Source organism: Sulfitobacter sp. NFXS29 (assembly GCF_040148765.1).
Classification (GTDB): Bacteria; Pseudomonadota; Alphaproteobacteria; order Rhodobacterales; family Rhodobacteraceae; genus Sulfitobacter.
This window is the reverse complement of the sequence record NZ_JAGDED010000003.1, coordinates 285648-306044: the sequence shown is the minus strand read 5'-3', so window position 1 is coordinate 306044 and position 20397 is coordinate 285648. Positions and strand designations below refer to the sequence as shown.

Sequence of the window (20397 nt, the reverse complement as noted above, 5' to 3'; positions counted from 1 at the left end):
TTCCCGCCCAACTCACACGCGCATCGGCATGACGACGTAGACCGCCGAAGTGTCATTGCCTTCGCGCATCAGGGTCGGGTCGCCAGAGGAGTTGAACAGGAAGACGGCGTTCTCGCGGTCCACTTGGCTTGCGATCTCAAGCAAGTATTTCGCGTTGAAACCAATCTCCAGCCGCTCGTCGGCATAGGCCACGGCAAGCTCTTCTTCGGCGGCACCGCTGTCAGGCGCGTTGACGGATAGCACCAGACGGTCTTCGTCCAGCTGCAGTTTCACGGCGCGCGAACGCTCGGAACTCACGGTCGCCACACGGTCCACCGCACGAGCGAAATCCGCGGCGTCGACTTCCATCTTGCGGGTGTTCCCCTGTGGGATCACGCGGGTGTAATCGGGGAAGGTGCCGTCGATGACCTTGGAGGTCAGGGTGATGGCGGGGGTGGCGAAACGGATCTTGGTCTCCGACACGGACACCGCGATTTCCATCTCGTCATCGTCCAGCAGCTTGCGCAATTCGCCCACGGTTTTGCGCGGCACGATGACGCCGGGCATCTCGGATGCCCCCTCGGGCATCTCGGCGTCGATCCGAGCGAGACGGTGACCATCGGTCGCCACACAGCGCAGCGCCTTGCCGCCTTCGGCATCCGCGATATGCAGGTAGACACCGTTCAGGTAATAGCGCGTCTCTTCGGTGGAGATAGCAAATTTCGACTTGTCGAACAGGCGGCGCAGCACCGGGGCAGGGGCCGCGAAGTTCGAGGCATATTCCGAGGACGCCATGACGGGGAAGTCTTCGCGCGGCAGGGTCGCCAGCGAAAAGTTCGAGCGGCCGGCTTCGACAGTCAGGCGGCCAGCGGCGGTATCGGCGGTCAGGCTGATCAACGCGCCATCGGGCAGTTTGCGCACGATTTCATGCAGCAGCGTGGCCGAAACGGTGGTGGCGCCAGCGCGCTCAACCTGCGCGGCGACCTTGTCGACCACTTCGATATCCAGATCGGTGGCGCGGAAGGAGACATCGCTGCCTTCGGCCTCGATCAGCACGTTGGCGAGGATCGGAATGGTGTTGCGGCGCTCGACCACGGATTGGGCTTGCGAAACGGCCTTGAGCAGTGCCGCGCGTTCGATGCTGAATTTCATATGCCTTCTCCCATACCGATTGCCGGGAGAGGCAAACTACCCGGTTCCCACGCTTACACAAGAACTTTTGTGGCTTTGTTTAAGTGAATGCAAGAGGGGCGCAAGCTGCGCCCCCGATCGCTGTATAACCGTGTCCTGAGGACAACCCCTCAGGCCGCTCAGCTTAAGATTCGAGCGCCCGGCGCAGCAGTTCCAGATCCTCTGCGATTTGCCCGTCCGAGACCTTGAGCTCTTCGATGCGGCGCACCCCGTGCATGACCGTTGTGTGGTCGCGCCCGCCAAAGCGGCGGCCGATTTCCGGCAAAGAGCGGCTGGTCATCTGCTTGCACAGATACATCGCCACCTGACGCGGGCGGGCATAGCTGCGCAGACGCTTGGGTCCGATCATGTCGCTCAGGCGGATGTTGTAGTGATCCGACACTTTCCGCTGGATTTCCTCGACCGAGATCTTGCGCTCGGAGGCGCGCAGCACATCGGCCAGACAGTCCTGCGTCAGACCCATGTCAATCTCACGGCCCACGAGCGAGGCGAAAGCAAAGAGCCGGGTCAGCGCGCCTTCGAGAACACGCACGTTCGAGGTGATGCGATGCGCCAGGAATTCCAGCACGCCATCGGCCACTTCGAGGTCGGGGTAGGTCTTGCGCTGCACTTCAACCTTGCTTTGCAGAATGCCGAGACGCAGTTCATAGTCCGTCGGGTGCAGGTCAACGATCAAGCCGCATTGCAGGCGCGACTTCACGCGGTCTTCGAGGTCTTTGATCTCCCCCGGTGCGCGGTCGGCAGAGATGATGATCTGTTTGTGCTGATCAACCAGCGCGTTGAACGTGTGGAAGAACTCTTCTTGGGTGGAATCCTTGCCCGCGATGAACTGCACGTCATCGACCATCAGCACGTCGACCGAACGGAAGATCTCTTTGAAGTCCATCATCTTGCGGTCGCGCAGCGCCTGCACGAAACGGTACATGAACTGCTCAGCCGAGAGGTAGAGCACGTTCATCTCAGGCTTACGCGCGTGCAATTCGCGCGCGATGGCGTGCATGAGGTGCGTTTTACCCAAGCCAACGCCGCCATAGAGGAACAGCGGGTTGAAGGTGACCGGGCCGCCTTCGGCGACACGGCGGGCGGCGGCGTGGGCCAGTTCGTTGGGCTTGCCGACGACGAAATTGTCAAAGCTGAAGCGCGGGTCAAGCGGGGCGGTGCTCAGCTGGGTGTTGGCGGCGGGTTTCACGGCAGCCGTGGTCTGACGCGCAGCCGGGGCGGGCTTTTCGGCGGCAGGGCTGGGCTGCTGATTCAAGGCAAAGTTCAAACGGGTGGCATCGGTGCCCGCCGTGTTGATCTCATGCAGAATCAGATCCGAGAAGTTCTGGCTGACGTAATTCCCGAAGAAATTTGTCGGCACTTTGAGTGTCACGATTCCGTCTTCAACAGCGCCGGGCACAAGCGGTTCAATCCAGGTGGTGTAGTTGTTCTGCCCCACTGTCTTTAGAAGCCGCTCTTTGATCTCGCCCCAGTGATCTAATGTCATCGTGCCTTACGTCCCGCTTTGCTTTTCGCACAGAGGCCGAGTGGATCCCGGCCCTCAATATTGTTTCACCCGGCAACAGGTCATCCACCCGGTCCCACGCGGATGACCGACCTGTGTCCTTCGGACTTTTAAAGAATGGCAAGCCCATAAGCCTGATGCGCCGTAAACCGGCGCAGAAGGCGCTGAACGAACCGTTCGTGTTCTCATCGACAGGGTAAACGTGCTGGCAGCAGCATTCACGACGGTGCGCGGGGCCGTTTTTAAACGGTCACTTGCACCCCCCTGAACTTGGCATTCTGCCAGTCGGCTGACACCTTGTTCAGGGCCTGTCCCCCCAAGCGAAATGAATCGCTGGACCTTTGGTAGCAACTGTTTCCGGTCCGCTTCAACATATCTTCCATCTTGACTCAGAGATTGCCTGAAAAGAATCTCTGGCGTGTTTTTTTCGCTGCACCCGCACGAAAAAAGGCGCCGCAATGCGGCGCCTCTTGTCTTTCAAAGGGTTGGCTGTGGAGCCGGATTAACCCAGTGCTTTGACCCGTGCGGCCAGACGCGACATTTTGCGCGAAGCGGTGTTTTTGTGGAAAACGCCTTTGGTGACGCCGCGCATCAGCTCGGGCTGGGCGGCTTTCAAAGCGGCGGTTGCGGCTTCTTTATCACCGGAGGTGATCGCCTCTTCGACTTTGCGCAGGTAGGTGCGGATGCGCGAACGACGGGCTTTGTTGATCGCAAAACGTTTCTCGTTTTGACGTGCGCGCTTTGCGGATTGTGTTGTGTTTGCCATAAGTATCAGCCTTCGGGTTCATTTTGTTGCGTAGCAATGCGTGACGCCAACCCTACCGGAAATCCGGGCCCCAAAAGGGCAGGTGATTCTAGCCAGAGCGGGCTGCACGCGCATGTATTGAGGCTGCCTATAAGACAGCAGGCGCGGCAATGCAAGCCGCGCCCCTAGAATCGCTTACTTGTCGCGGAACTGCGCTTCGCGCTTTTCAAGGAAGGCCGACATGCCTTCTTTCTGGTCTTCGGTGTTGAACAGCGAATGGAACATGCGGCGCTCGAACAACAGGCCTTCGCTCAGCGGCACCTCATAGGCGCGGTTCACGCATTCCTTGACCACGGTGGCCGAGATCATCGATTTCTCGGCGATCTTGCCAGCGGCGGCCATGGCTTCTTCCATCAGCTTTTTCACCGGCACAACGCGCGACACAAGGCCCGAGCGTTCGGCTTCTTCGGCATCCATGAAGCGGCCCGTTAGGTTCATGTCCATCGCTTTGGACTTGCCCACGAGGCGCGTCAAACGCTGGGTGCCGCCGATGCCTGCCACGACACCAAGGTTGATCTCTGGCTGGCCGAACTTGGCGCTTTCCGAACAGATGATGAAATCGCACATCATTGCCAATTCGCAGCCACCGCCCAAAGCATAGCCCGAGACGGCTGCGATGATCGGCTTGCGGATGCGCAGAATTTGATCGGTTTCGGGCGTGAAGAGATCCCCCATGAAGACGTCGACAAAGCTTTTCTCGCGCATCATCGCGATGTCGGCCCCGGCGGCGAATGCCTTTTCCGAGCCGGTGATGACGATGCAGCGCACCTTGTCGTTTTCCTGTGCGCCTTTCAGCGCTTTGGCCAATTCACTCAGCAACGCGTCGTTGAGCGCATTCAGCGCATCCGGGCGGTTGAGGGTGATCAGGGCCACATGGTTGTCCACGTCCACGGTGATCGTTTCGTAAGCCATCAAGAATGCTCTTTGTTGTTGCGCTCAGGGGAATGTGCATACCACGGCACCCCCATGTTTCAAGTTATCTTTGACAGCGCGGACAATAGAAGGAAGACCGCCCGCTTTGTACGATGCGCCCGATGGTGCCGTCGCAGCCCGGTCGGCGGCAGGGTTGCCCCTCACGTCCGTAGACATCAAAGCTGTGCTGGAAATAGCCCAATTCGCCGTCCGCCTGCCGGAAGTCCTTGAGCGAGGATCCCCCCGCCGTGATGGCGTCGGCCAACACCTCGCGGATGATCGGCACCAGCCCGGCGATCCGCGTGGTCGAGATGCGCCCGGCCTTGCGGGCGGGGTGAATCCCTGCGCGGTAAAGTGCTTCGCAGACGTAGATATTTCCCAAACCCGCCACGATCCGCTGATCCAGCAGGGCGGATTTGATCGGTGTGTTGCGCCCTTTCAGCGCGGCCACCAGATGCGCTTCGTGAAAGTCATTGCCCAGGGGTTCCGGCCCGAGCGAGGCCAGCAGCTTGTGCGTCTCGGCCCCGGCTGTGGGCATCAGATCCATCGCGCCAAAACGGCGCGGGTCGTTAAAGGTGATCCGCGCACCGTTACCCATATGCAACACGACATGATCATGTTTCTCGGGCGCAGGGTGGTTGTGCTGAAACCGCCCCAGAGGGTCGCCCGAGACCAGCATCCGCCCGGACATTCCCAGATGCACCAACAGCGATTCCCCACTCGCCAGATCGGCGAGGATGTATTTCGACCGTCGTCGCAGCAGACCGACTCGCTGCCCGGTCAGCCGCTCTGCCATCCGCTCGGGGAAGGGCCAGCGCAGATCGGGGCGGTTGACCTCGGCCCGGGCGATCACTTGGCCCTCCATCGCGGGGGCCAGCCCCCGGCGGACGGTTTCGACCTCTGGCAGTTCCGGCATCTCGGTTTCCCCTTCCGGCTTGCCTGTGACAAAAGGCACGCATTGTCCCCAGCTTACGGCACCCTATAACAAGGGACAGAACCAGAGGATCGCAAGAGCAGATGACCCAGGACGCTGACAAAACAACCCATTTCGGTTTCGAGACTGTGCCCGAACATGAAAAGGCCGGGCGCGTGCAGGGTGTGTTCAACTCCGTCGCCAGCAAATACGACATCATGAACGATGTGATGAGTATGGGGATCCACCGCGTCTGGAAAGAAGCGATGATGGATTGGCTCGCCCCGCGCCCCGGTCAGAAGTTGCTGGATGTGGCGGGTGGCACGGGCGATGTGTCGTTCAAGTTTCTGGGCCGCGCGGGCCACGGTCATGCCACGGTGCTCGACCTGACCGAGCCGATGTTGGTCGAAGGCCGCAAACGCGCCGAGGCCGACAGCCTGACTGGCAGCCTTGATTGGGTGGTGGGCGATGCCATGGCGCTGCCGTTTCCCGACAACACCTTTGATGTCTACACAATCAGCTTTGGCATCCGGAACGTGACCCGCCCCCAAGAGGCGCTGAACGAGGCTTACCGCGTGCTGCGTCCCGGTGGCCGTCTGATGGTGTTGGAGTTCAGCCAGCTGCCCAACCCGGCGATGCAAAAAGCCTATGACCTCTACAGTTTCAACGTGATCCCGCGCATGGGGCAGGCCATCGCGGGCGACCGCGACAGCTATCAGTATCTGGTCGAATCGATCCGCAATTTCCCCGATCAGGAAACGTTTCTGTCAATGGTACGCACGGCTGGTTTCGGTCAGGCCAAATACCGGAACCTGAGCATGGGCATCGCGGCGCTGCATTCGGGTTGGAAGCTCTGATGCGCGGACCTCACAACATTTGGCGGCTGATCCGCACCGGCGCGACGCTGGAACGCGCGGGCGCGATGAATGTGGTGCTGGATGCTTTCGATGCTTCCCCGGCGCTGCGTTTCGTGGCCCGCGCGCTTGGCCTGCCGTTTAAATGGCTGGGCTACAAAGGCGACCCGACCATGCCGCCCGCCACCCGCGCGCTCACGGCGCTTGGCCCCGCCTACATCAAATTCGGTCAGGTACTCTCGACCCGGCCCGACGTGGTGGGCGATGATCTGGCCGTGCAACTGCGTGTCTTGCAAGACAAGCTGCCGCCTTTTGACATGGCGCTGGCCCGCAGGGCGGTCGAGCAGGAGTTGGGTGAGCCGGTCAGCGCGATTTTCTCTGAGTTCAGCGAACCCGTCGCCGCGGCCTCTATCGCGCAGGTCCACCATGCACGACTGGCCGAGACCGGCGAAGAGGTCGCCGTCAAAGTCCTGCGCCCCGGCATCGAAAAGGCTTTCCGCAAGGATATTGATGCGTTTTACCTCGCCGCCCGCATGGCCGAGATTTTCTCCCCCGGATCGCGCCGCTTGCGCCCGATGGAGGTGATCGAGCATTTCGACGGCGTCGTGCGGGGGGAGTTGGACCTACGACTGGAAAGCTCTGCCGCGTCGGAGTTCGCCGCCAACACCAAAGATGACACCGGGTTTCAATTGCCCGAGATAAAATGGAATTATTCGGGCCGCCGCGTGATGACGCTGGGCTGGGCCGATGGCCTGCCGCTGGGCGACAACGCCGCGCTGGATGCGGCGGGGCACGACCGTGTGGCGCTGTCGGAACGGGTGCTGCAACTCTTTTTGCAACACGCCCTGCGCGACGGCTATTTCCACGCCGACATGCACCAAGGCAACCTCAAGGTCGCAGCCAATGGCGATATCATCGCTTATGACTTCGGCATCATGGGCCATATCGACAGCTATACCCGCCGCGTCTACGCCGAGATCCTCTATGGCTTCATCCGCCGCGATTACGAGCGCGTGGCCAAGGTGCATTTTGAGGCGGGTTACGTGCCTGCCGACAAGGATGTCGATGAATTCGCCCGCGCCCTGCGCGCGGTGGGCGAGCCGATTTTCGGCATGGACGCCACCCGCATTTCCATGGCGCGGCTGCTGACCTATCTGTTCGAGGTGACCGAGCGTTTCGGTATGGAAACCCGGACCGAGCTGATCTTGTTGCAACGCACGATGGTCGTGGTCGAGGGCGTGGCCCGCTCGCTCAATCCGCATATTAACATCTGGGAAGTCGCGAGCCCGATTGTGACCGATTACATCACCAAGTCGCTCGGTCCGCGTGCGATCGTCTCTGATCTGCGCGACACGGCGATGGTCATGGCCCGCTTTGGCCCACGTTTGCCGGGGCTGGTCGAACAGGCGCTGAACCGTCAGGCCGAGGAGCAGCCAGAGCGCCGGCCGCGGTTCTGGCGCTACATCGCGGCGACTGCGGTGATGTCCGGCATTGCCGGGGCCACCACAATCGCCCTGATCGGCGCGCTGCTTTAGGGCAGGGGGCCGCGGAGGCCCCCCGCATTTAGGCGATACGTTCGATGGCCATGGCGATGCCTTGCCCGCCGCCGATGCACATGGTGATCAACGCGCGCTTGCCGCCAATCCGCTCCAACTCATAAAGCGCTTTCACGGTGATGATCGCCCCGGTCGCGCCGACCGGGTGGCCAAGGGCGATGGCCCCGCCGTTGGGGTTCACTTTTGCCGGGTCGAATCCCAACTCCTTGCTTACCGCCAGCGCTTGGCTGGCGAAGGCCTCGTTGCTTTCGATCACATCGAAATCATCGGCCTTCAGGCCGGTGCGCTCCAGCAGGCGGCGGACGGCGGGAACCGGGCCGATGCCCATGACTTCGGGGCGCACACCGGCATGGGCGTAGCCAAGGATGCGCGCACGGGGCGTCAGCCCGGCGGCCTCGGCTGCCCCGGCGCGGGCCAGCACCAGCGCCGCGGCACCGTCGTTGATGCCGCTGGCATTACCGGCGGTGACACGCCCGTCCTTCTGGAACACCGGACGCAGCCCGGCCAGCGCCTCGGCCGTGGTGGCCTTGGGGTGTTCATCGGTGTCAAAGGGCACCATGTCTCGCTTGACCTTTACGTCGACCGGCACGATCTGATCCTTGAAATGCCCCGCCGCGATGGCCGCCGCTGCGCGTTCTTGGCTTTGCAGCGCAAAGGCGTCCATCTCCTCGCGGGTGATGGTATGTTCATCCGCGACATTCTCGGCCGTGACCCCCATGTGGCCGGTGCCGAAGGGGCAGTTCAGCGTGCCCAAAAGCATGTCGAGGCTGCGGACATCGCCCATTTTCTGGCCCCAGCGGGCATCAGGCAGAATGTAAGGCGCGCGCGACATGCTCTCGGCCCCGCCAGCAAGGGCGAAATCCGCATCGCCCAGCATCAGGCTTTGGGTCGCCGAGACCAGCGCCTGCACGCCCGAACCGCACAGGCGGTTCACGTTCATCGCGGGCACTTCATCCGGCACGCCCGCCTCGCGCGCGGCGACGCGGCTGAGGTACATGTCGCGCGGTTCGGTGTTGATGACGGTGCCAAACACCACATGGCCGATCTGGTCGGGGCTGACGCCCGCACGCTCCATCGCCGCTGCCGCGACGGTGCTGCCCAGCTTGGTGGGTGGGGTACCGGCAAGGCTGCCGCCGAAAGTGCCGATGGCGCTGCGCGCACCGCTCAGGATGACGATATCGTCTGACATGAAACTCTCCTTTGGTCGTTGTCCGCACTATGGGCCGGGGGCGGGGCAAAGTCAGTGGAAACTTCCCGTCAAAGCGCGGCTTGACAGGGGCGGGGCTGCGCGCGACATATCCGTCATGACGGACAACACAGACAAGATCCTGACACAGCTGCCAGCCCGCTTGAAAGCGGCGCGACAGGGGCAGGGGCTATCGCTTGATGCGGTGGCCAAGCTTTCGGGCGTGTCGCGCTCCATGGTGAGCCAGATCGAGCGCGGCGAATCGAGCCCGACGATCGCCACGCTGTGGAACCTCACGCGCGCATTGCAGGTGGATTTCGCCGGGCTTTTGGATGGTGCGCCGACAGAGGCCCAGATCGAAGTGCTGCGAAGCGCCGCCGTGCCGACGATCAGCAACCTTGGGTCAGGCTGCCGCATCCGCATCTTGTCCCCGCCCGAAGAGGCCGGCCATCACGAGGTTTACGAACTGCTCATCGCCGAGGGTGGCATGCTCGACAGTGCGCCGCATACCCGTGGCGCGCGCGAGCATCTGAGCGTTTTCGAGGGGGCAGTCGAAGTGACCAGCGGTGTGGGGACCGAGCAGCTGCAGGCCGGAGACACGGCCCGCTATGCCGCCGACGTGCCCCATGCGATCCGCGCGACCGCTGGGCCGGTGCGTGCCTTTTTGGTGGTGCAAGACGCCTGATCTCCGGTATATCGGAATAAATCCGCCATTTCGGAAATCCTCTATTTCGGAACGACCTCCGTTATGGTAGACGCTCCCCTGAAAAGGAGAGCCTTATGACCCAAGCATTTCTATCCCATGTCACCGACACCCTAGCCGAGATCGACGCCGAGGGCATGATGAAGCGCGAGCGGCTCATCACCACCCCGCAGGGCGGTGAGATCGCGGTGGGCGAGCGCGAGGTCATCAACCTCTGCGCCAACAACTACCTCGGCCTCGCCGATCACCCCGAGTTGATCGCCACCGCCAAAGAGGCGATGGATGAGAAGGGATTCGGCATGGCCTCGGTCCGCTTTATCTGCGGCACGCAGGACATCCACCGCGAGCTGGAGCAGAAGCTGGCGGGCTTTCTCGGGCATGACGATTCGATCCTCTTCGCCGCCTGTTTCGACGCCAATGGCGGGCTGTTCGAGCCGCTTTTGGGGCCGGAGGACGCGGTGATTTCAGACGCGCTGAACCATGCCTCGATCATCGACGGCATTCGTCTGTGCAAGGCGAAACGCTACCGCTATGCCAACAGCGACATGGCGGACCTGGAAGCCAAGCTGAAGCAGGCCCGCGAGGACGGCGCGCGGTTCATCATGATCGCGACCGACGGGGTCTTCTCCATGGACGGCTATCTGGCGAACCTGCCCGAGATCGTGGCACTGGCCGAGAAATATGAGGCGCTGGTGATGGTGGATGACTGCCACTCCACCGGCTTTATGGGGCCAAAGGGTGCAGGCACGCCCGCGCATCACGGGGTCAAGGTCGACATCGTGACCGGCACGCTGGGCAAGGCGCTTGGCGGGGCCATCGGCGGCTATATCGCAGGGCCGCAGCCGGTGATCGACCTACTGCGCCAGCGCGCGCGGCCCTATCTGTTTTCCAACTCCCTGCCGTCGTCGATCGTGCGCGCCGGCATCCGGGCGCTGGAACTGGTCGAAGACGGCGATGATCTGCGCGCACGCCTCTTTGAGAATACGGAATACTGGCGTGCGGGGCTGGAGAAGTTGGGCTTTGACCTGCTGCCCGGTGAGCACCCCATCGTGCCCGTCATGCTGGGCGAGGCGCAGTTGGCGCAGGACATGGCCGCACGGCTATTCGAGGAGGGCGTCTATGTTTCCGGCTTCTTCTTCCCGGTGGTGCCGCGTGGTCAGGCGCGCATCCGCACGCAGATGAACGCTGCACTTACTCGGGCGCAACTCGACCGCGCGTTGAAGGCATTCGAAGTCGCGGGCAAAGCCTGTGGGGTGATCGAATGACCACGAATGAAATGAAAGCGCTGGCCAAGCTGCACCCCCGCGAGGGGCTGTGGATGACCCATGCGCCAGTGCCCGAGATCGGCCCCGAGGACGTGCTGATCAAGATCAACAAGACCGGCATCTGTGGCACCGATATCCACATCTGGAACTGGGACGATTGGGCCGCCGGGACGGTGCCGGTGGGGCTGATCACGGGCCATGAGTTCGCGGGCGAGATCGTCGAGTTGGGCCGCAATGTCGAAGGGCTTGAGATCGGGCAGCGCTGTTCGGGCGAGGGGCATCTGATCGGCAAACAGTCACGCCAAAGCCGTGCGGGGAAGTTCCACCTCGATCCCGCGACACGCGGCATCGGGGTGAACGAACAGGGGGCCTTTGCGCAATACCTCAAGCTGCCCGCCTTTAATGTCGTGCCGCTGCCGGACGAGATTTCCGACGACATCGGCGCGATCCTCGACCCTCTGGGCAATGCGGTGCATACCGCGCTGAGTTTCGATCTGGTGGGTGAGGATGTGCTCATCACAGGCGCGGGGCCCATCGGAATCATGGCGGCGGCGGTGGCGCGGCATGTCGGCGCGCGGCATGTGGTGATCACGGATGTGAACCCCGACAGGCTGGCGCTGGCGGAAAAGGTCGCCGATGTGGTGACAGTGAACGTGGCCGAAGAGGATTTGGCTGATGTGATCCCCCGGCTGAAGATGAAACAGGGCTTTGACGTGGGCCTTGAGATGTCGGGCAACCAGCAGGCGCTGGATCAGATGGTTGAGGCCATGACCATGGGCGGGCGCATCGCCATGCTGGGCATCCCGCCGGGCAAATCGCCGGTGGATTGGAGCCGTATCGTGTTCAAGGCGATCACCATCAAAGGCGTCTATGGCCGCGAGATTTTCGAGACGTGGTACAAGATGATCGCCATGTTGGAGAACGGGCTCGATGTCTCTGCCATTATCACCCATCGCTTCGGGGTCGATGATTTCGAGCAGGGCTTTGCCGCGATGAAATCTGGCCAGTCGGGCAAGGTCGTGCTCGACTGGACCTAAGCCACTCAGGGGCGCAGACGGTTGCGCCCCTGCTGGGTCAGCACCCAAACCTCATCCCCCTCAAACACCGCTGCACAAAGCGGTTTGCCATAGCCCGCGCCGGTGTCGAGGTTCACCCGGTTGCCGTAATGCATGGCGCTGTCCACCGGCGTGTGGCCGTGGACGACCAGCTTGGGATGGGGCGCGGTGAATTCGTGAAACTCCTTGCGGATCCACAGCAGATCATCCTCGCGCTGCGCGTCCAGCGGCACTTCGGGGCGGATGCCCGCATGGGCAAAGAACAGGTCGGGTGTCTGATGCGACAGGGCGAGGGATTTCAGGAAGTCCACATGCGCCTGCGGCACCGTTTCGCGGGCTTTCTCGTGTACCTCTGACATCCGGTCGCGCCCGCTGACCGAAACCCCGTAGGATCCGAGCGTCGTATCCCCGCCCAAACGCGGGTTCAGCCAGTTAAGTTCAACGAGCAAGAGCGGATCATGGCGGGGGAAATCCTCCATGAACCAGCTGAACATGCGGTCATGATTGCCCATGAGGAAGGTCCAGTTGCGCCCCTCGGCCTTGCCCTGCGCCAGCCGTTCGATCACCGCTTTGCTGTCGGGGCCACGGTCGGTGTAATCGCCAAGGAAGACGATGCGCGCGTCCGGCCCGCCGTCTTCTTCGATCAAGGTTAACACGCGCTCAAGCTCGGCGGCGTAACCGTGGATGTCTCCGATGGCGTAGATGGGGCTGGGCATATTCGTTCCTATCCTTCTGCACCCCCTCGTGATGCCGCAAAGCCACCGCGAAGGAAAGGCTCAGTCAATGGATGCCCCTAAATGCAAAAGCGCCCCGCGAGGGGGCGCTTTAAGATTGTGCAGCGGGCGGTCTCAGGCCACGTCGAATTGCAGCGGCTTGATCTGCCGGAACATGCCGGTGTCGCGCAGCTTGCCGATCACAGTTTCTGGCACCTGATCGTCAACATAGAGCAGGGCAATCGCCTCGCCCTTGGCGGTGTGGCGGCCCAAGGTGAAGTTGGCGATGTTCACGCCGTTTTCGCCCATGGTCTGGCCCAAGGTGCCGATGATGCCCGGCACATCTTCGTTGGTTGTGTAGAGCATGTGCTCCCCGATCTCGGCGTCGATGGTGATGCCTTTGATCTGGATAAAGCGCGGCTTGCCGTCCGAGAACACGGTGCCCGCGATGGAGCGCTCGCGCTTTTCGGTCACCACGGTTACTTTGACATAGCCGTCGAAGACGCCGGATTTGTCTTGGTTGGTGGTGCTGATCTGGATGCCCTTTTCACGGGCGACCACGGGGGCCGAAACCATGTTCACGTCCGGGTTGGCGCGCTTCATAATGCCCGCCACGACGCCACAATTCAGCGCCTTGAGGTTCATCTGGCCGACGGAGCCGTCATAGAGGATGTTGATCGCTTTGATCGGCTCGTCGGTCATCTGACCGATGAACGCGCCCAAATGCCCGGCCAGTTTGACCCATGGGCCCATGACCTTGGCTTCTTCGGCGGTGACCGATGGCATGTTCAGCGCGTTGGTCACGGCGCCGGTCAGCAGGTAATCTGACATCTGCTCGGCCACTTGCAGCGCCACGTTTTCCTGCGCTTCGGTGGTCGCGGCACCAAGGTGCGGCGTGCAGACCACGTTGGGCAGGTTGAACAGCGGGTTCTCCTTGGCCGGTTCCTCGGCGAAGACATCGAAACCCGCGCCCGCTACATGGCCGGATTCTAGCAGGTCGGCCAGTGCCTCTTCGTCAACCAGACCGCCGCGGGCACAGTTGATAATGCGCACGCCGGGCTTGGTTTTTTCAAGGTTCTCGCGGCTGAGGATATTCGCCGTCTGCTCGGTGAAGGGGACGTGGAGGGTAATGAAATCGGCGCGAGTCAGCAGCTCGTCCAGCTCGACCTTTTCGACGCCCATCTTCTCGGCCTTTTCCTCGCCCAAGAAGGGGTCATAGGCCACGACTTTCATCTTGAGGCCCCGCGCGCGGTCGCAAACGATGCCGCCGATGTTGCCCGCGCCGATGACGCCCAGCGTCTTGCCGGTCAGCTCAACGCCCATGAACTTAGACTTTTCCCATTTGCCCGCGTGGGTGGAGGCCGACGCTTCGGGGATTTGCCGTGCCACGGCGAACATCATCGCGATGGCGTGTTCGGCAGTGGTGATCATGTTGCCGAAGGGCGTGTTCATGACGATCACACCCTGTTTCGACGCGGCTTCTTTGTCGATATTGTCGGTGCCGATGCCCGCGCGGCCGACCACTTTGAGGTTCGGCGCATTGGCGAGGATCTTTTCCGTCACCTTGGTGGCAGAGCGGATCGCGAGGCCGTCATAGTTGCCGATAACTTCTGCCAGTTTGTCTTTGTCCTTGCCCAGATCGGGCTGGAAATCGACGTCGATGCCACGGTCGCGAAAGATCTGAACGGCGGCTTCCGACAGGCTGTCGGAGATGAGTACTTTGGGAGCCATGTTTGTGGTCCTTTTCAAAAATAGGGGGCAGGGGCGGCGCGTGGGATCACGCGCCTGCCGGAATGCTTTGGGCGTTGATTAGGCGTTGATTTCGGCTTCAAAGGCCCATTCGAGCCACGGCAGCATCGCTTCGATATCAGCCGTTTCAACCGTGCCGCCGCACCAGATACGCAGGCCCGGAGGGGCATCGCGGTAGGCGCCAATGTCGAGCGCCGCACCTTCGTCCGCGAGCCGTTTGGCCACGGCCTTGGCAAAGGCTGCACCGTCCTGAATGCGATCATCGGTGAACTTCAGGCAGACCGAGGTGTTGGACCGTGTCGCCGGATCGGTAGCGAGGAAATCGATCCAGTCATGCGCCTCGACGAACTCGGCGATGGCCGCCGTATTGGCATCGGCCCGTGCGATCAGCCTCTTGAGGCCGCCCACGGATTTCGCCCAGTCCAGCGCCAGCAGGTAATCTTCGACGCAGAGCATGGAGGGCGTGTTGATCGTCTCGCCCTTAAAGATGCCCTCATTCAGCTTGCCGCCTTTGGTCAGGCGGAAGATTTTCGGCAGGGGCCATGCGGGGGTGTAATTCTCAAGCCGCTCGACCGCGCGAGGGCTGAGGATCAACATGCCATGGGCCGCTTCGCCGCCCAGCACCTTCTGCCAAGAGAAGGTCGTCACATCCAGCTTGTCCCACGGCAGGTCCATTGCAAAGGCCGCCGAAGTGGCATCGCAAAGCGTCAGACCCGCGCGGTCCGCGGGGATCGCGTCGCCGTTTGCCATCCGCACGCCGGAGGTGGTGCCGTTCCAAGTGAAGCAGACGTCGTTGTCATAGTTCAGCGCGGCCATGTCGACGATCTCGCCGTATTCGGCGGTGTGAACCTGCGCTTCGATTTTCAGCTGCTTGACCACATCGGTGACCCAGCCTGCGCCGAAGGATTCCCATGCCACCATCTCAGCCGGGCGTTCGCCCAAGAGCGACCACATGGCCATCTCGAATGCGCCGGTGTCGGAGGCGGGCACGATGCCGATGCGGTAATCCGCAGGCACGCCGAGCACCTCGCGGGTGGTTTCGATCGCTTCCAGCAGCTTGGCCTTGCCGGGTGCGGCACGGTGACTGCGGCCCAGCGGTGCACCCGCGAGCTTAGTCAGATCGAATGTGGGGATTTTGGCGCAGGGGCCGGAGGAGAAACGTGGGTTTGCCGGTACGGCAACGGGTTTCGCTTCCGGGCGCGATGCCGGTTGTTCAATAGCCATTTATGCTACCCTCTCAGATAATCGCCCTTCGTTGGGGAAGGGTGTCCCACTTGCCGAGATACGCGGGGAGGCCGGGCTGGCACAAGTCGCAAAATGACGCTAGGACGCCGGTCATGTCGCTTTGCGCGGCGCGAATGATGCGGATCGGAAACTTATGTTCACGGCAATCTTGTTGACCTCCCCCTCCAACCCCTCTCTCGATGCGGCGCTGGTCGAAAGCCTGCGCAACGCTTGGGGCGGGGGCGACGCGCTTTGGCTGGCCCCGGATGAGGCGGCAGAGTTCTCGCTGGCCCAGATGCCGGAAAACCGTTGGGACGTTTGGGAAAGCTGCCAGTCGATGGGAGTCGATCTGGTGATCGTGCCCAGCGAAGGGCGCCGCAAGAAGATGCTGCTGGCCGATATGGACAGCACGATGATCCAGCAGGAATGCATTGACGAGTTGGCCGAGGAAGCGGGCGTTGGCGCGCATGTGAAAGAGATCACCGCCCGCGCCATGAACGGCGAGTTGGATTTCGACGGCGCGCTGCGCGAACGTGTCGGTCTGCTGAAAGGGCTGGAAGCCGCTGTCATCGACAAGGTCTTGGCCGAGCGGATCACCCTGATGCCCGGCGGCGGTGCCTTGGTGGGCACGATGAAGGCCAATGGCGGCTATGCCGCGCTGGTTTCGGGCGGGTTCACTGCCTTTACTGCCAAAGTGGCCGAGATGCTGAACTTTGATGAGAACCGTGCCAATACGCTGCTGGTCGATAAGGCCGTGCTGACCGGCGATGTGGGCCTACCGATCTTGGGGCGCGAGGCCAAGGTCGCCGCGCTGGAAGAGATCACCGCAAAGCTGGGGATCACCGAAGATCAGGTCGTCGCCGTGGGTGATGGGGCCAATGATCTGGGCATGTTGGGGCGGGCTGGCATGGGCGTGGCGCTGCATGCAAAGCCCTCTGTCGCGGCGGAATGCGACATCCGCATCAATTTTGGCGATCTGACCGCGCTGCTGTTCGTGCAGGGCTATGCGCGTACCGAATTCGCTGGCTGAGATTGCCCGCATGGCACTGCCGGTTCGTCAGAGCAAAGCGGCAGTGCGATGGTCTTACAGCAGCGCCGCCGCTGGTTTCAGCATTCCGGTTTCTAACCCCCGCCAGTTGGTGATCGGCGTGTTCATCCGCTTGATCGCCGCTGGGTGATTGGCGTCCAGCGCCCCCAATTTGACCAAGAGCGCGGTGATCGCGCATTCGGCGGCGCGGGTGGTTCCGCAGGCGGCTTTGAGCGCGATGCCCAACTTGCACTCGGGCCAAATGGCGATGAAGAAGCCTTCGGCGCCGGTTTTCAGGGCTACCTTACCGTCCATCGCCCGCATCAGTTCCGTGCAGGCGCGGCCTTCGCCAGCGACGAGTTCGGGGTGTAGGCGCATGGCTTGGTGCAGGCGCGCCTCAGCAGAGCCTTCGGGGGCGGCGGCGAAATGCGCCATTGCGCGGGCCATGCCGTGTAGGGTGCAGGCCGGGTTCGGGGCCGAACAGCCGTCGATGCCATAGCCGGGCGAGGTTTCTTGGGTGACCGTTTCAAACGCTTCAAGGCAGGCTTTTTGCACCGCGTGATCGGGCTTTTCGTAATCCGCTCCCCCGCCGAGGTGTTTGTTCAGCGTGAGGAAGCCCGCGTGTTTGCCTGAGCAGTTGTTGTGGATCTGGCAGGGTTTCTCATGGGCGCGGATCAGCCCCTCCATCGCGTCGCGGTCGTTGGGTTCTTGCGCCCCGCAGCGGAAGTCGTCGTCACTCAGCCCCAGCGTGTCGAGCCAGACGCCCACCCGGTCGGTGTGGATGGCGGCACCTTGGTGCGAGGCACAGGCGAGGGCCAGTTGTTCGGTGCTCAGACCCGCCTTGTCGGCCGCGCCGGAATTGATCAGCGGCAGCGCCTGGATCATCTTGGAGGACGAACGGGGCAGGATCACTTTTTCCGGATCGCCCCATGCTTCGACGATCTGGCCGCTCGCATCGCAGATCACGGCGTGACCGGAATGAACGCTTTCCAGAAAGGGTCCGCGCCAGATTTCCGCAAATGGGGCTGCTTTGGTCATGAGGTTCATCCTGTTTCTGGGCGAAATCCTGCCAATCAGGGTTTCGTCGGTCGCGCGTTTGCCGTTATTGTGGTTGGTGTCGAACAGATAACAGACGCCCGCAAGAGAGCAACCCGCCCAAGGTTGCCCGGACGGGGTCTGTGGACGTGTTGAGGTCAAGGACGGCTGGAGGCTGGACAGATGGGAATGATGAAGACATGTGGTCTTGCACTTGGGGCGCTCGCCCTTGTGGCAAGCGGCGCTGTGGCGCAGGAGCAGAGCACCAACCGGGTGGCTGCCAAGACCGACTGGAGCGTCTTTGTAGAAGATAACCCGACAGAATGCTGGGGCGTTTCAACGCCCAAGGAAGTCGTCAACACGCGCGATGGGCGTGTGGTGGCGGTGAACCGGGGTCAGACATTGCTGATGGTTTTCTACCGCCCCTCGGCTGAGGCCAAGGGTCAGGTCGCCTTCACCGGCGGGTATCCTTTTGCCTCGGGGTCGACGGTCAATATGAACATTTCCGGCAATGAGTTCGAGCTGTTCACCGAAGGCGAGTGGGCTTGGCCGGCAACCACGGCGGATGATGCCAAGATCATTGCGGCAATGAAGCGCGGCGCGGATGCGACGCTGACAGCGCGGTCTTCGCGCGGGACGCAGACCAAGGACACATTCTCGCTGCTGGGCTTTACCGCGGCGGTCGAAGATGCGGCGAAGCGTTGCGGCGGTTGATAACCGCCAGAATGGTTTTAGGAACGGCCTCGCAATCGCGGGGCCGTTTTCGTTTGCGGATCAAGGTTGCCACTTAGGGCCAGAAGCAAGCCGCTGGCGCCGGGCCACGGGCATGAAAAAGCCGCGGCCTCCTTTCGGAAGCCGCGGCTCATAGTGCATCAGCTATGTCAGCGTCAGGCCGCCCGCGACAGCGGTGCCGCAGCCTCTTCCTCGATGAACGCGCCGTGCAGCGCTTTGATCACCGGCTGCAGCGACTCGCGTTCGACGATGAACTGTACGTCCACGTTGCGCGGCCCTTGGCTCGCGCCGATTGCCGTCTGACCGGCCTCGGCAATGGCCACCAGGCCGCGTTGCAGCACCGACAGCCCGTTCAGGTCACGCCCGATGACCGAGGCCATCGACAGCGTTTTCGTCGTGATCTCGGCCGCGGGATAGATCTGTGCCAGATCTTTCTCCACCCGGCGCATCCTCTTGAGCGACGCATCAAGGTAGTGCGTGATCGTATTGGCGTTCGACACCTTCGAGACGATCCGCACATTATGCCGTGTCAGTACATCGAGGATCGCGGTGTCGTAACCTTTCACGCCGACCATGTCCTGTTCGAACAGCTCGAACGCGACAATGTCCAAACCCGTGACGATTTCCACCGCAGGCGTCTCGGCCTTGCGGTCGTCGATCAGCGTGCCGGGGTCTTCGGGCTCAAAGGCATTGGTCACGCGCAGCGGCACATCGGCCTGACGCAGGGTCTTGGCCGCCTTGGGGTGGATCGCTTCCATCCCCATGTTCGACAGCTGATCCGCCACGTCATAGTTCGTGCGCCCGATCTTTTTGACGGCATGTTCGCCGACCAGTTTCGGATCGCAGGACGACAGGTGGAATTCTTTATGAATGATCGCCTCGCGCGCACCTGTTAGGGCGGCGAGCTTGGAGAAGGTCACCTCGGAATAACCGCGGTCAAACTCACGCATCAAGCCTTCGGCGCATTGTGCATAGCCGGTGACGATGGGCATCTCGGTATGCGGGTCGATGCCATCCATCGCCTGAGCGATGCGCTCGTCCAGCGTGACATTGCCCTCGTCGCGCCAACCAGAGAGGTCAACGAAACGGGCGTTCACACCAGCGCGTTGCAGCATGATCGTGGTGACGAAAGCGGAATGCGCCTCGCCCAGACCGGACAGCAGCTCACGGATTTGCAACATGTGTTCCGACAGGCGGAAGTGGCCGTAGGCGCAGAGGCGTTGCAGGTCGATCAGGCAGTTGCGGGCACCATGGGTGCGCTCGGACACAAAGGCGTCGGCCTGCTCGATGTCACCGGGATGCTCAAGCACCTCGCGGTGCACGCGCTGCATCTCGGCGGACACGCGGGTCAGCGCCTCATGCCAACCGTGGTCGTTGCTGGCGTTGGCAAGATGCGCATAGACACCCGGCTCGCCGGATTTTTTATGCTCCAGCAGCAGGTTCGTGATCCCGCCAAAGGCGGAGACCACGAAGACGCGCCCGTAGATGTCCGCGCCCTTACGGTCACCGACAAAGAGCGTATCCTTGAGCTGGTTCACGCGGGACATGGACGTCCCGCCGATTTTTTCGACAGTGTGGGACGGTTGGGTCATATAACTTACGCTACCTCCTCGGCAGGCGCATAGGAGCCGTCTTCACGGTGCACTTCGTTGCCAGTGACTGGCGGGTTGAAGCAGCACGCCATGTGCAGTTCTTCCTCTGCGCGCAGGGTGTGTTTGTCGTTCAGGTTCAGGGCGTACATCACGCCGGGGGTGATCTCGTGGGTCTCGCCTGTGGCGAGGTCCGTGATCGACCCCTTGCCCTTCATGCAATAGACGCTCTCAAAGTGGTGCTTGTAGTGGAACGTGTGTTCCGACCCGGCCTCAAGAACGGTGATGTGGAAAGAGAATCCCATCTTGTCATCAGCCAAAAGCAAGCGTGTGGACGTCCATTGAGCGTCACCAACGTGACGGTCTGTGCCCTGAAGTTTGTTAAAATCGCGTACAATCATCGGT

19 protein-coding genes are annotated in these 20397 nt (G+C 62.0%); 7 read left to right on the top strand and 12 right to left on the bottom strand.

The window, feature by feature from the left end:
• Positions 1–12 precede the first annotated feature (12 nt).
• From dnaN to mutM, 5 genes are all read right to left on the bottom strand, one after another.
• The gene (dnaN, locus tag J3456_RS08115) at positions 13–1131 is read right to left on the bottom strand and encodes a DNA polymerase III subunit beta (protein WP_269342415.1); all 1119 of its coding nucleotides are present in this window, start codon (positions 1129–1131) and stop codon (positions 13–15) included.
• A 163-nt stretch (positions 1132–1294) separates the two neighbouring features.
• Entirely contained in the window at positions 1295–2656 is a 1362-nt protein-coding gene (dnaA, locus tag J3456_RS08110) for a chromosomal replication initiator protein DnaA (RefSeq protein ID WP_067622961.1), read from the bottom strand.
• Positions 2657–3176: 520 nt separating this feature from the next.
• Positions 3177–3440, bottom strand: a complete 264-nt coding sequence (rpsT, locus tag J3456_RS08105) for a 30S ribosomal protein S20 (protein ID WP_067622964.1) — start codon at positions 3438–3440, stop codon at positions 3177–3179.
• 174 nt (positions 3441–3614) lie between these two features.
• Complete coding sequence (locus J3456_RS08100; RefSeq protein WP_349579693.1) at positions 3615–4391, bottom strand: enoyl-CoA hydratase; 777 nt, start codon at positions 4389–4391, stop codon at positions 3615–3617.
• Between the two features lie 64 nt (positions 4392–4455).
• The gene (mutM, locus tag J3456_RS08095) at positions 4456–5307 is read right to left on the bottom strand and encodes a bifunctional DNA-formamidopyrimidine glycosylase/DNA-(apurinic or apyrimidinic site) lyase (RefSeq protein WP_349579706.1); all 852 of its coding nucleotides are present in this window, start codon (positions 5305–5307) and stop codon (positions 4456–4458) included.
• A 101-nt stretch (positions 5308–5408) separates the two neighbouring features.
• Here mutM and ubiE point away from each other — a divergent pair, with 101 nt between their 5' ends.
• Complete coding sequence (gene ubiE, locus J3456_RS08090; RefSeq protein WP_067622970.1) at positions 5409–6161, top strand: bifunctional demethylmenaquinone methyltransferase/2-methoxy-6-polyprenyl-1,4-benzoquinol methylase UbiE; 753 nt, start codon at positions 5409–5411, stop codon at positions 6159–6161.
• Positions 6161–7693 (top strand): 2-polyprenylphenol 6-hydroxylase, encoded by a 1533-nt coding sequence (gene ubiB, locus J3456_RS08085; protein WP_349579692.1) that lies wholly within the window; start codon positions 6161–6163, stop codon positions 7691–7693. Before ubiE ends, ubiB begins: the two co-directional genes overlap by 1 nt.
• 28 nt (positions 7694–7721) lie before the next feature.
• Here ubiB and J3456_RS08080 read toward each other — a convergent pair whose 3' ends face one another.
• On the bottom strand, positions 7722–8903 hold the full coding sequence (locus J3456_RS08080) for an acetyl-CoA C-acyltransferase family protein (RefSeq protein WP_349579691.1): 1182 nt from the start codon (positions 8901–8903) through the stop codon (positions 7722–7724).
• Between the two features lie 115 nt (positions 8904–9018).
• On the opposite strand from J3456_RS08080, the gene J3456_RS08075 reads away from it, so the two are divergent.
• The 3 genes from J3456_RS08075 (at position 9019) to tdh (ending at position 11905) form a co-directional block, all read left to right on the top strand.
• Positions 9019–9585, top strand: coding sequence for a helix-turn-helix domain-containing protein (locus tag J3456_RS08075; RefSeq protein WP_132443918.1), 567 nt, complete (start codon positions 9019–9021; stop codon positions 9583–9585).
• 95 nt (positions 9586–9680) lie between these two features.
• Positions 9681–10868: a glycine C-acetyltransferase gene (locus tag J3456_RS08070; RefSeq protein ID WP_349579690.1), complete on the top strand. Its 1188-nt coding sequence runs from the start codon at positions 9681–9683 to the stop codon at positions 10866–10868.
• On the top strand, positions 10865–11905 hold the full coding sequence (tdh, locus tag J3456_RS08065; RefSeq protein WP_349579689.1) for an L-threonine 3-dehydrogenase: 1041 nt from the start codon (positions 10865–10867) through the stop codon (positions 11903–11905). The genes J3456_RS08070 and tdh overlap by 4 nt, the downstream gene beginning before the upstream one ends.
• Before the next feature lie 5 nt (positions 11906–11910).
• Here the strand turns inward: tdh and J3456_RS08060 are convergent, their stop codons facing one another.
• The 3 genes from J3456_RS08060 to J3456_RS08050 all read right to left on the bottom strand — a co-directional run bounded on the left by J3456_RS08060 (position 11911) and on the right by J3456_RS08050 (position 15609).
• Entirely contained in the window at positions 11911–12639 is a 729-nt protein-coding gene (locus tag J3456_RS08060; RefSeq protein WP_349579688.1) for a metallophosphoesterase family protein, read from the bottom strand.
• Positions 12640–12771: 132 nt separating this feature from the next.
• Positions 12772–14367, bottom strand: coding sequence for a phosphoglycerate dehydrogenase (gene serA / locus J3456_RS08055; RefSeq protein ID WP_349579687.1), 1596 nt, complete (start codon positions 14365–14367; stop codon positions 12772–12774).
• Positions 14368–14445: 78 nt separating this feature from the next.
• Complete coding sequence (locus J3456_RS08050) at positions 14446–15609, bottom strand: phosphoserine transaminase (RefSeq protein ID WP_349579685.1); 1164 nt, start codon at positions 15607–15609, stop codon at positions 14446–14448.
• Positions 15610–15763: 154 nt separating this feature from the next.
• Here J3456_RS08050 and serB point away from each other — a divergent pair, with 154 nt between their 5' ends.
• Positions 15764–16639 (top strand): phosphoserine phosphatase SerB, encoded by an 876-nt coding sequence (serB, locus tag J3456_RS08045; protein WP_349579684.1) that lies wholly within the window; start codon positions 15764–15766, stop codon positions 16637–16639.
• Between the two features lie 54 nt (positions 16640–16693).
• On the opposite strand, the gene J3456_RS08040 is transcribed toward serB, so the two are convergent.
• Positions 16694–17674: an asparaginase gene (locus tag J3456_RS08040; RefSeq protein ID WP_349579682.1), complete on the bottom strand. Its 981-nt coding sequence runs from the start codon at positions 17672–17674 to the stop codon at positions 16694–16696.
• Positions 17675–17860: 186 nt separating this feature from the next.
• Here J3456_RS08040 and J3456_RS08035 point away from each other — a divergent pair, with 186 nt between their 5' ends.
• The gene (locus J3456_RS08035; protein WP_082849572.1) at positions 17861–18385 is read left to right on the top strand and encodes an invasion associated locus B family protein; all 525 of its coding nucleotides are present in this window, start codon (positions 17861–17863) and stop codon (positions 18383–18385) included.
• Positions 18386–18558: 173 nt separating this feature from the next.
• Here J3456_RS08035 and J3456_RS08030 read toward each other — a convergent pair whose 3' ends face one another.
• Both J3456_RS08030 and J3456_RS08025 read right to left on the bottom strand, forming a co-directional pair.
• Complete coding sequence (locus tag J3456_RS08030; protein WP_349579681.1) at positions 18559–19995, bottom strand: aspartate kinase; 1437 nt, start codon at positions 19993–19995, stop codon at positions 18559–18561.
• 5 nt (positions 19996–20000) lie between these two features.
• The gene (locus tag J3456_RS08025; RefSeq protein ID WP_067625025.1) at positions 20001–20393 is read right to left on the bottom strand and encodes an ectoine synthase; all 393 of its coding nucleotides are present in this window, start codon (positions 20391–20393) and stop codon (positions 20001–20003) included.
• Between the last annotated feature and the right edge of the window lie 4 nt (positions 20394–20397).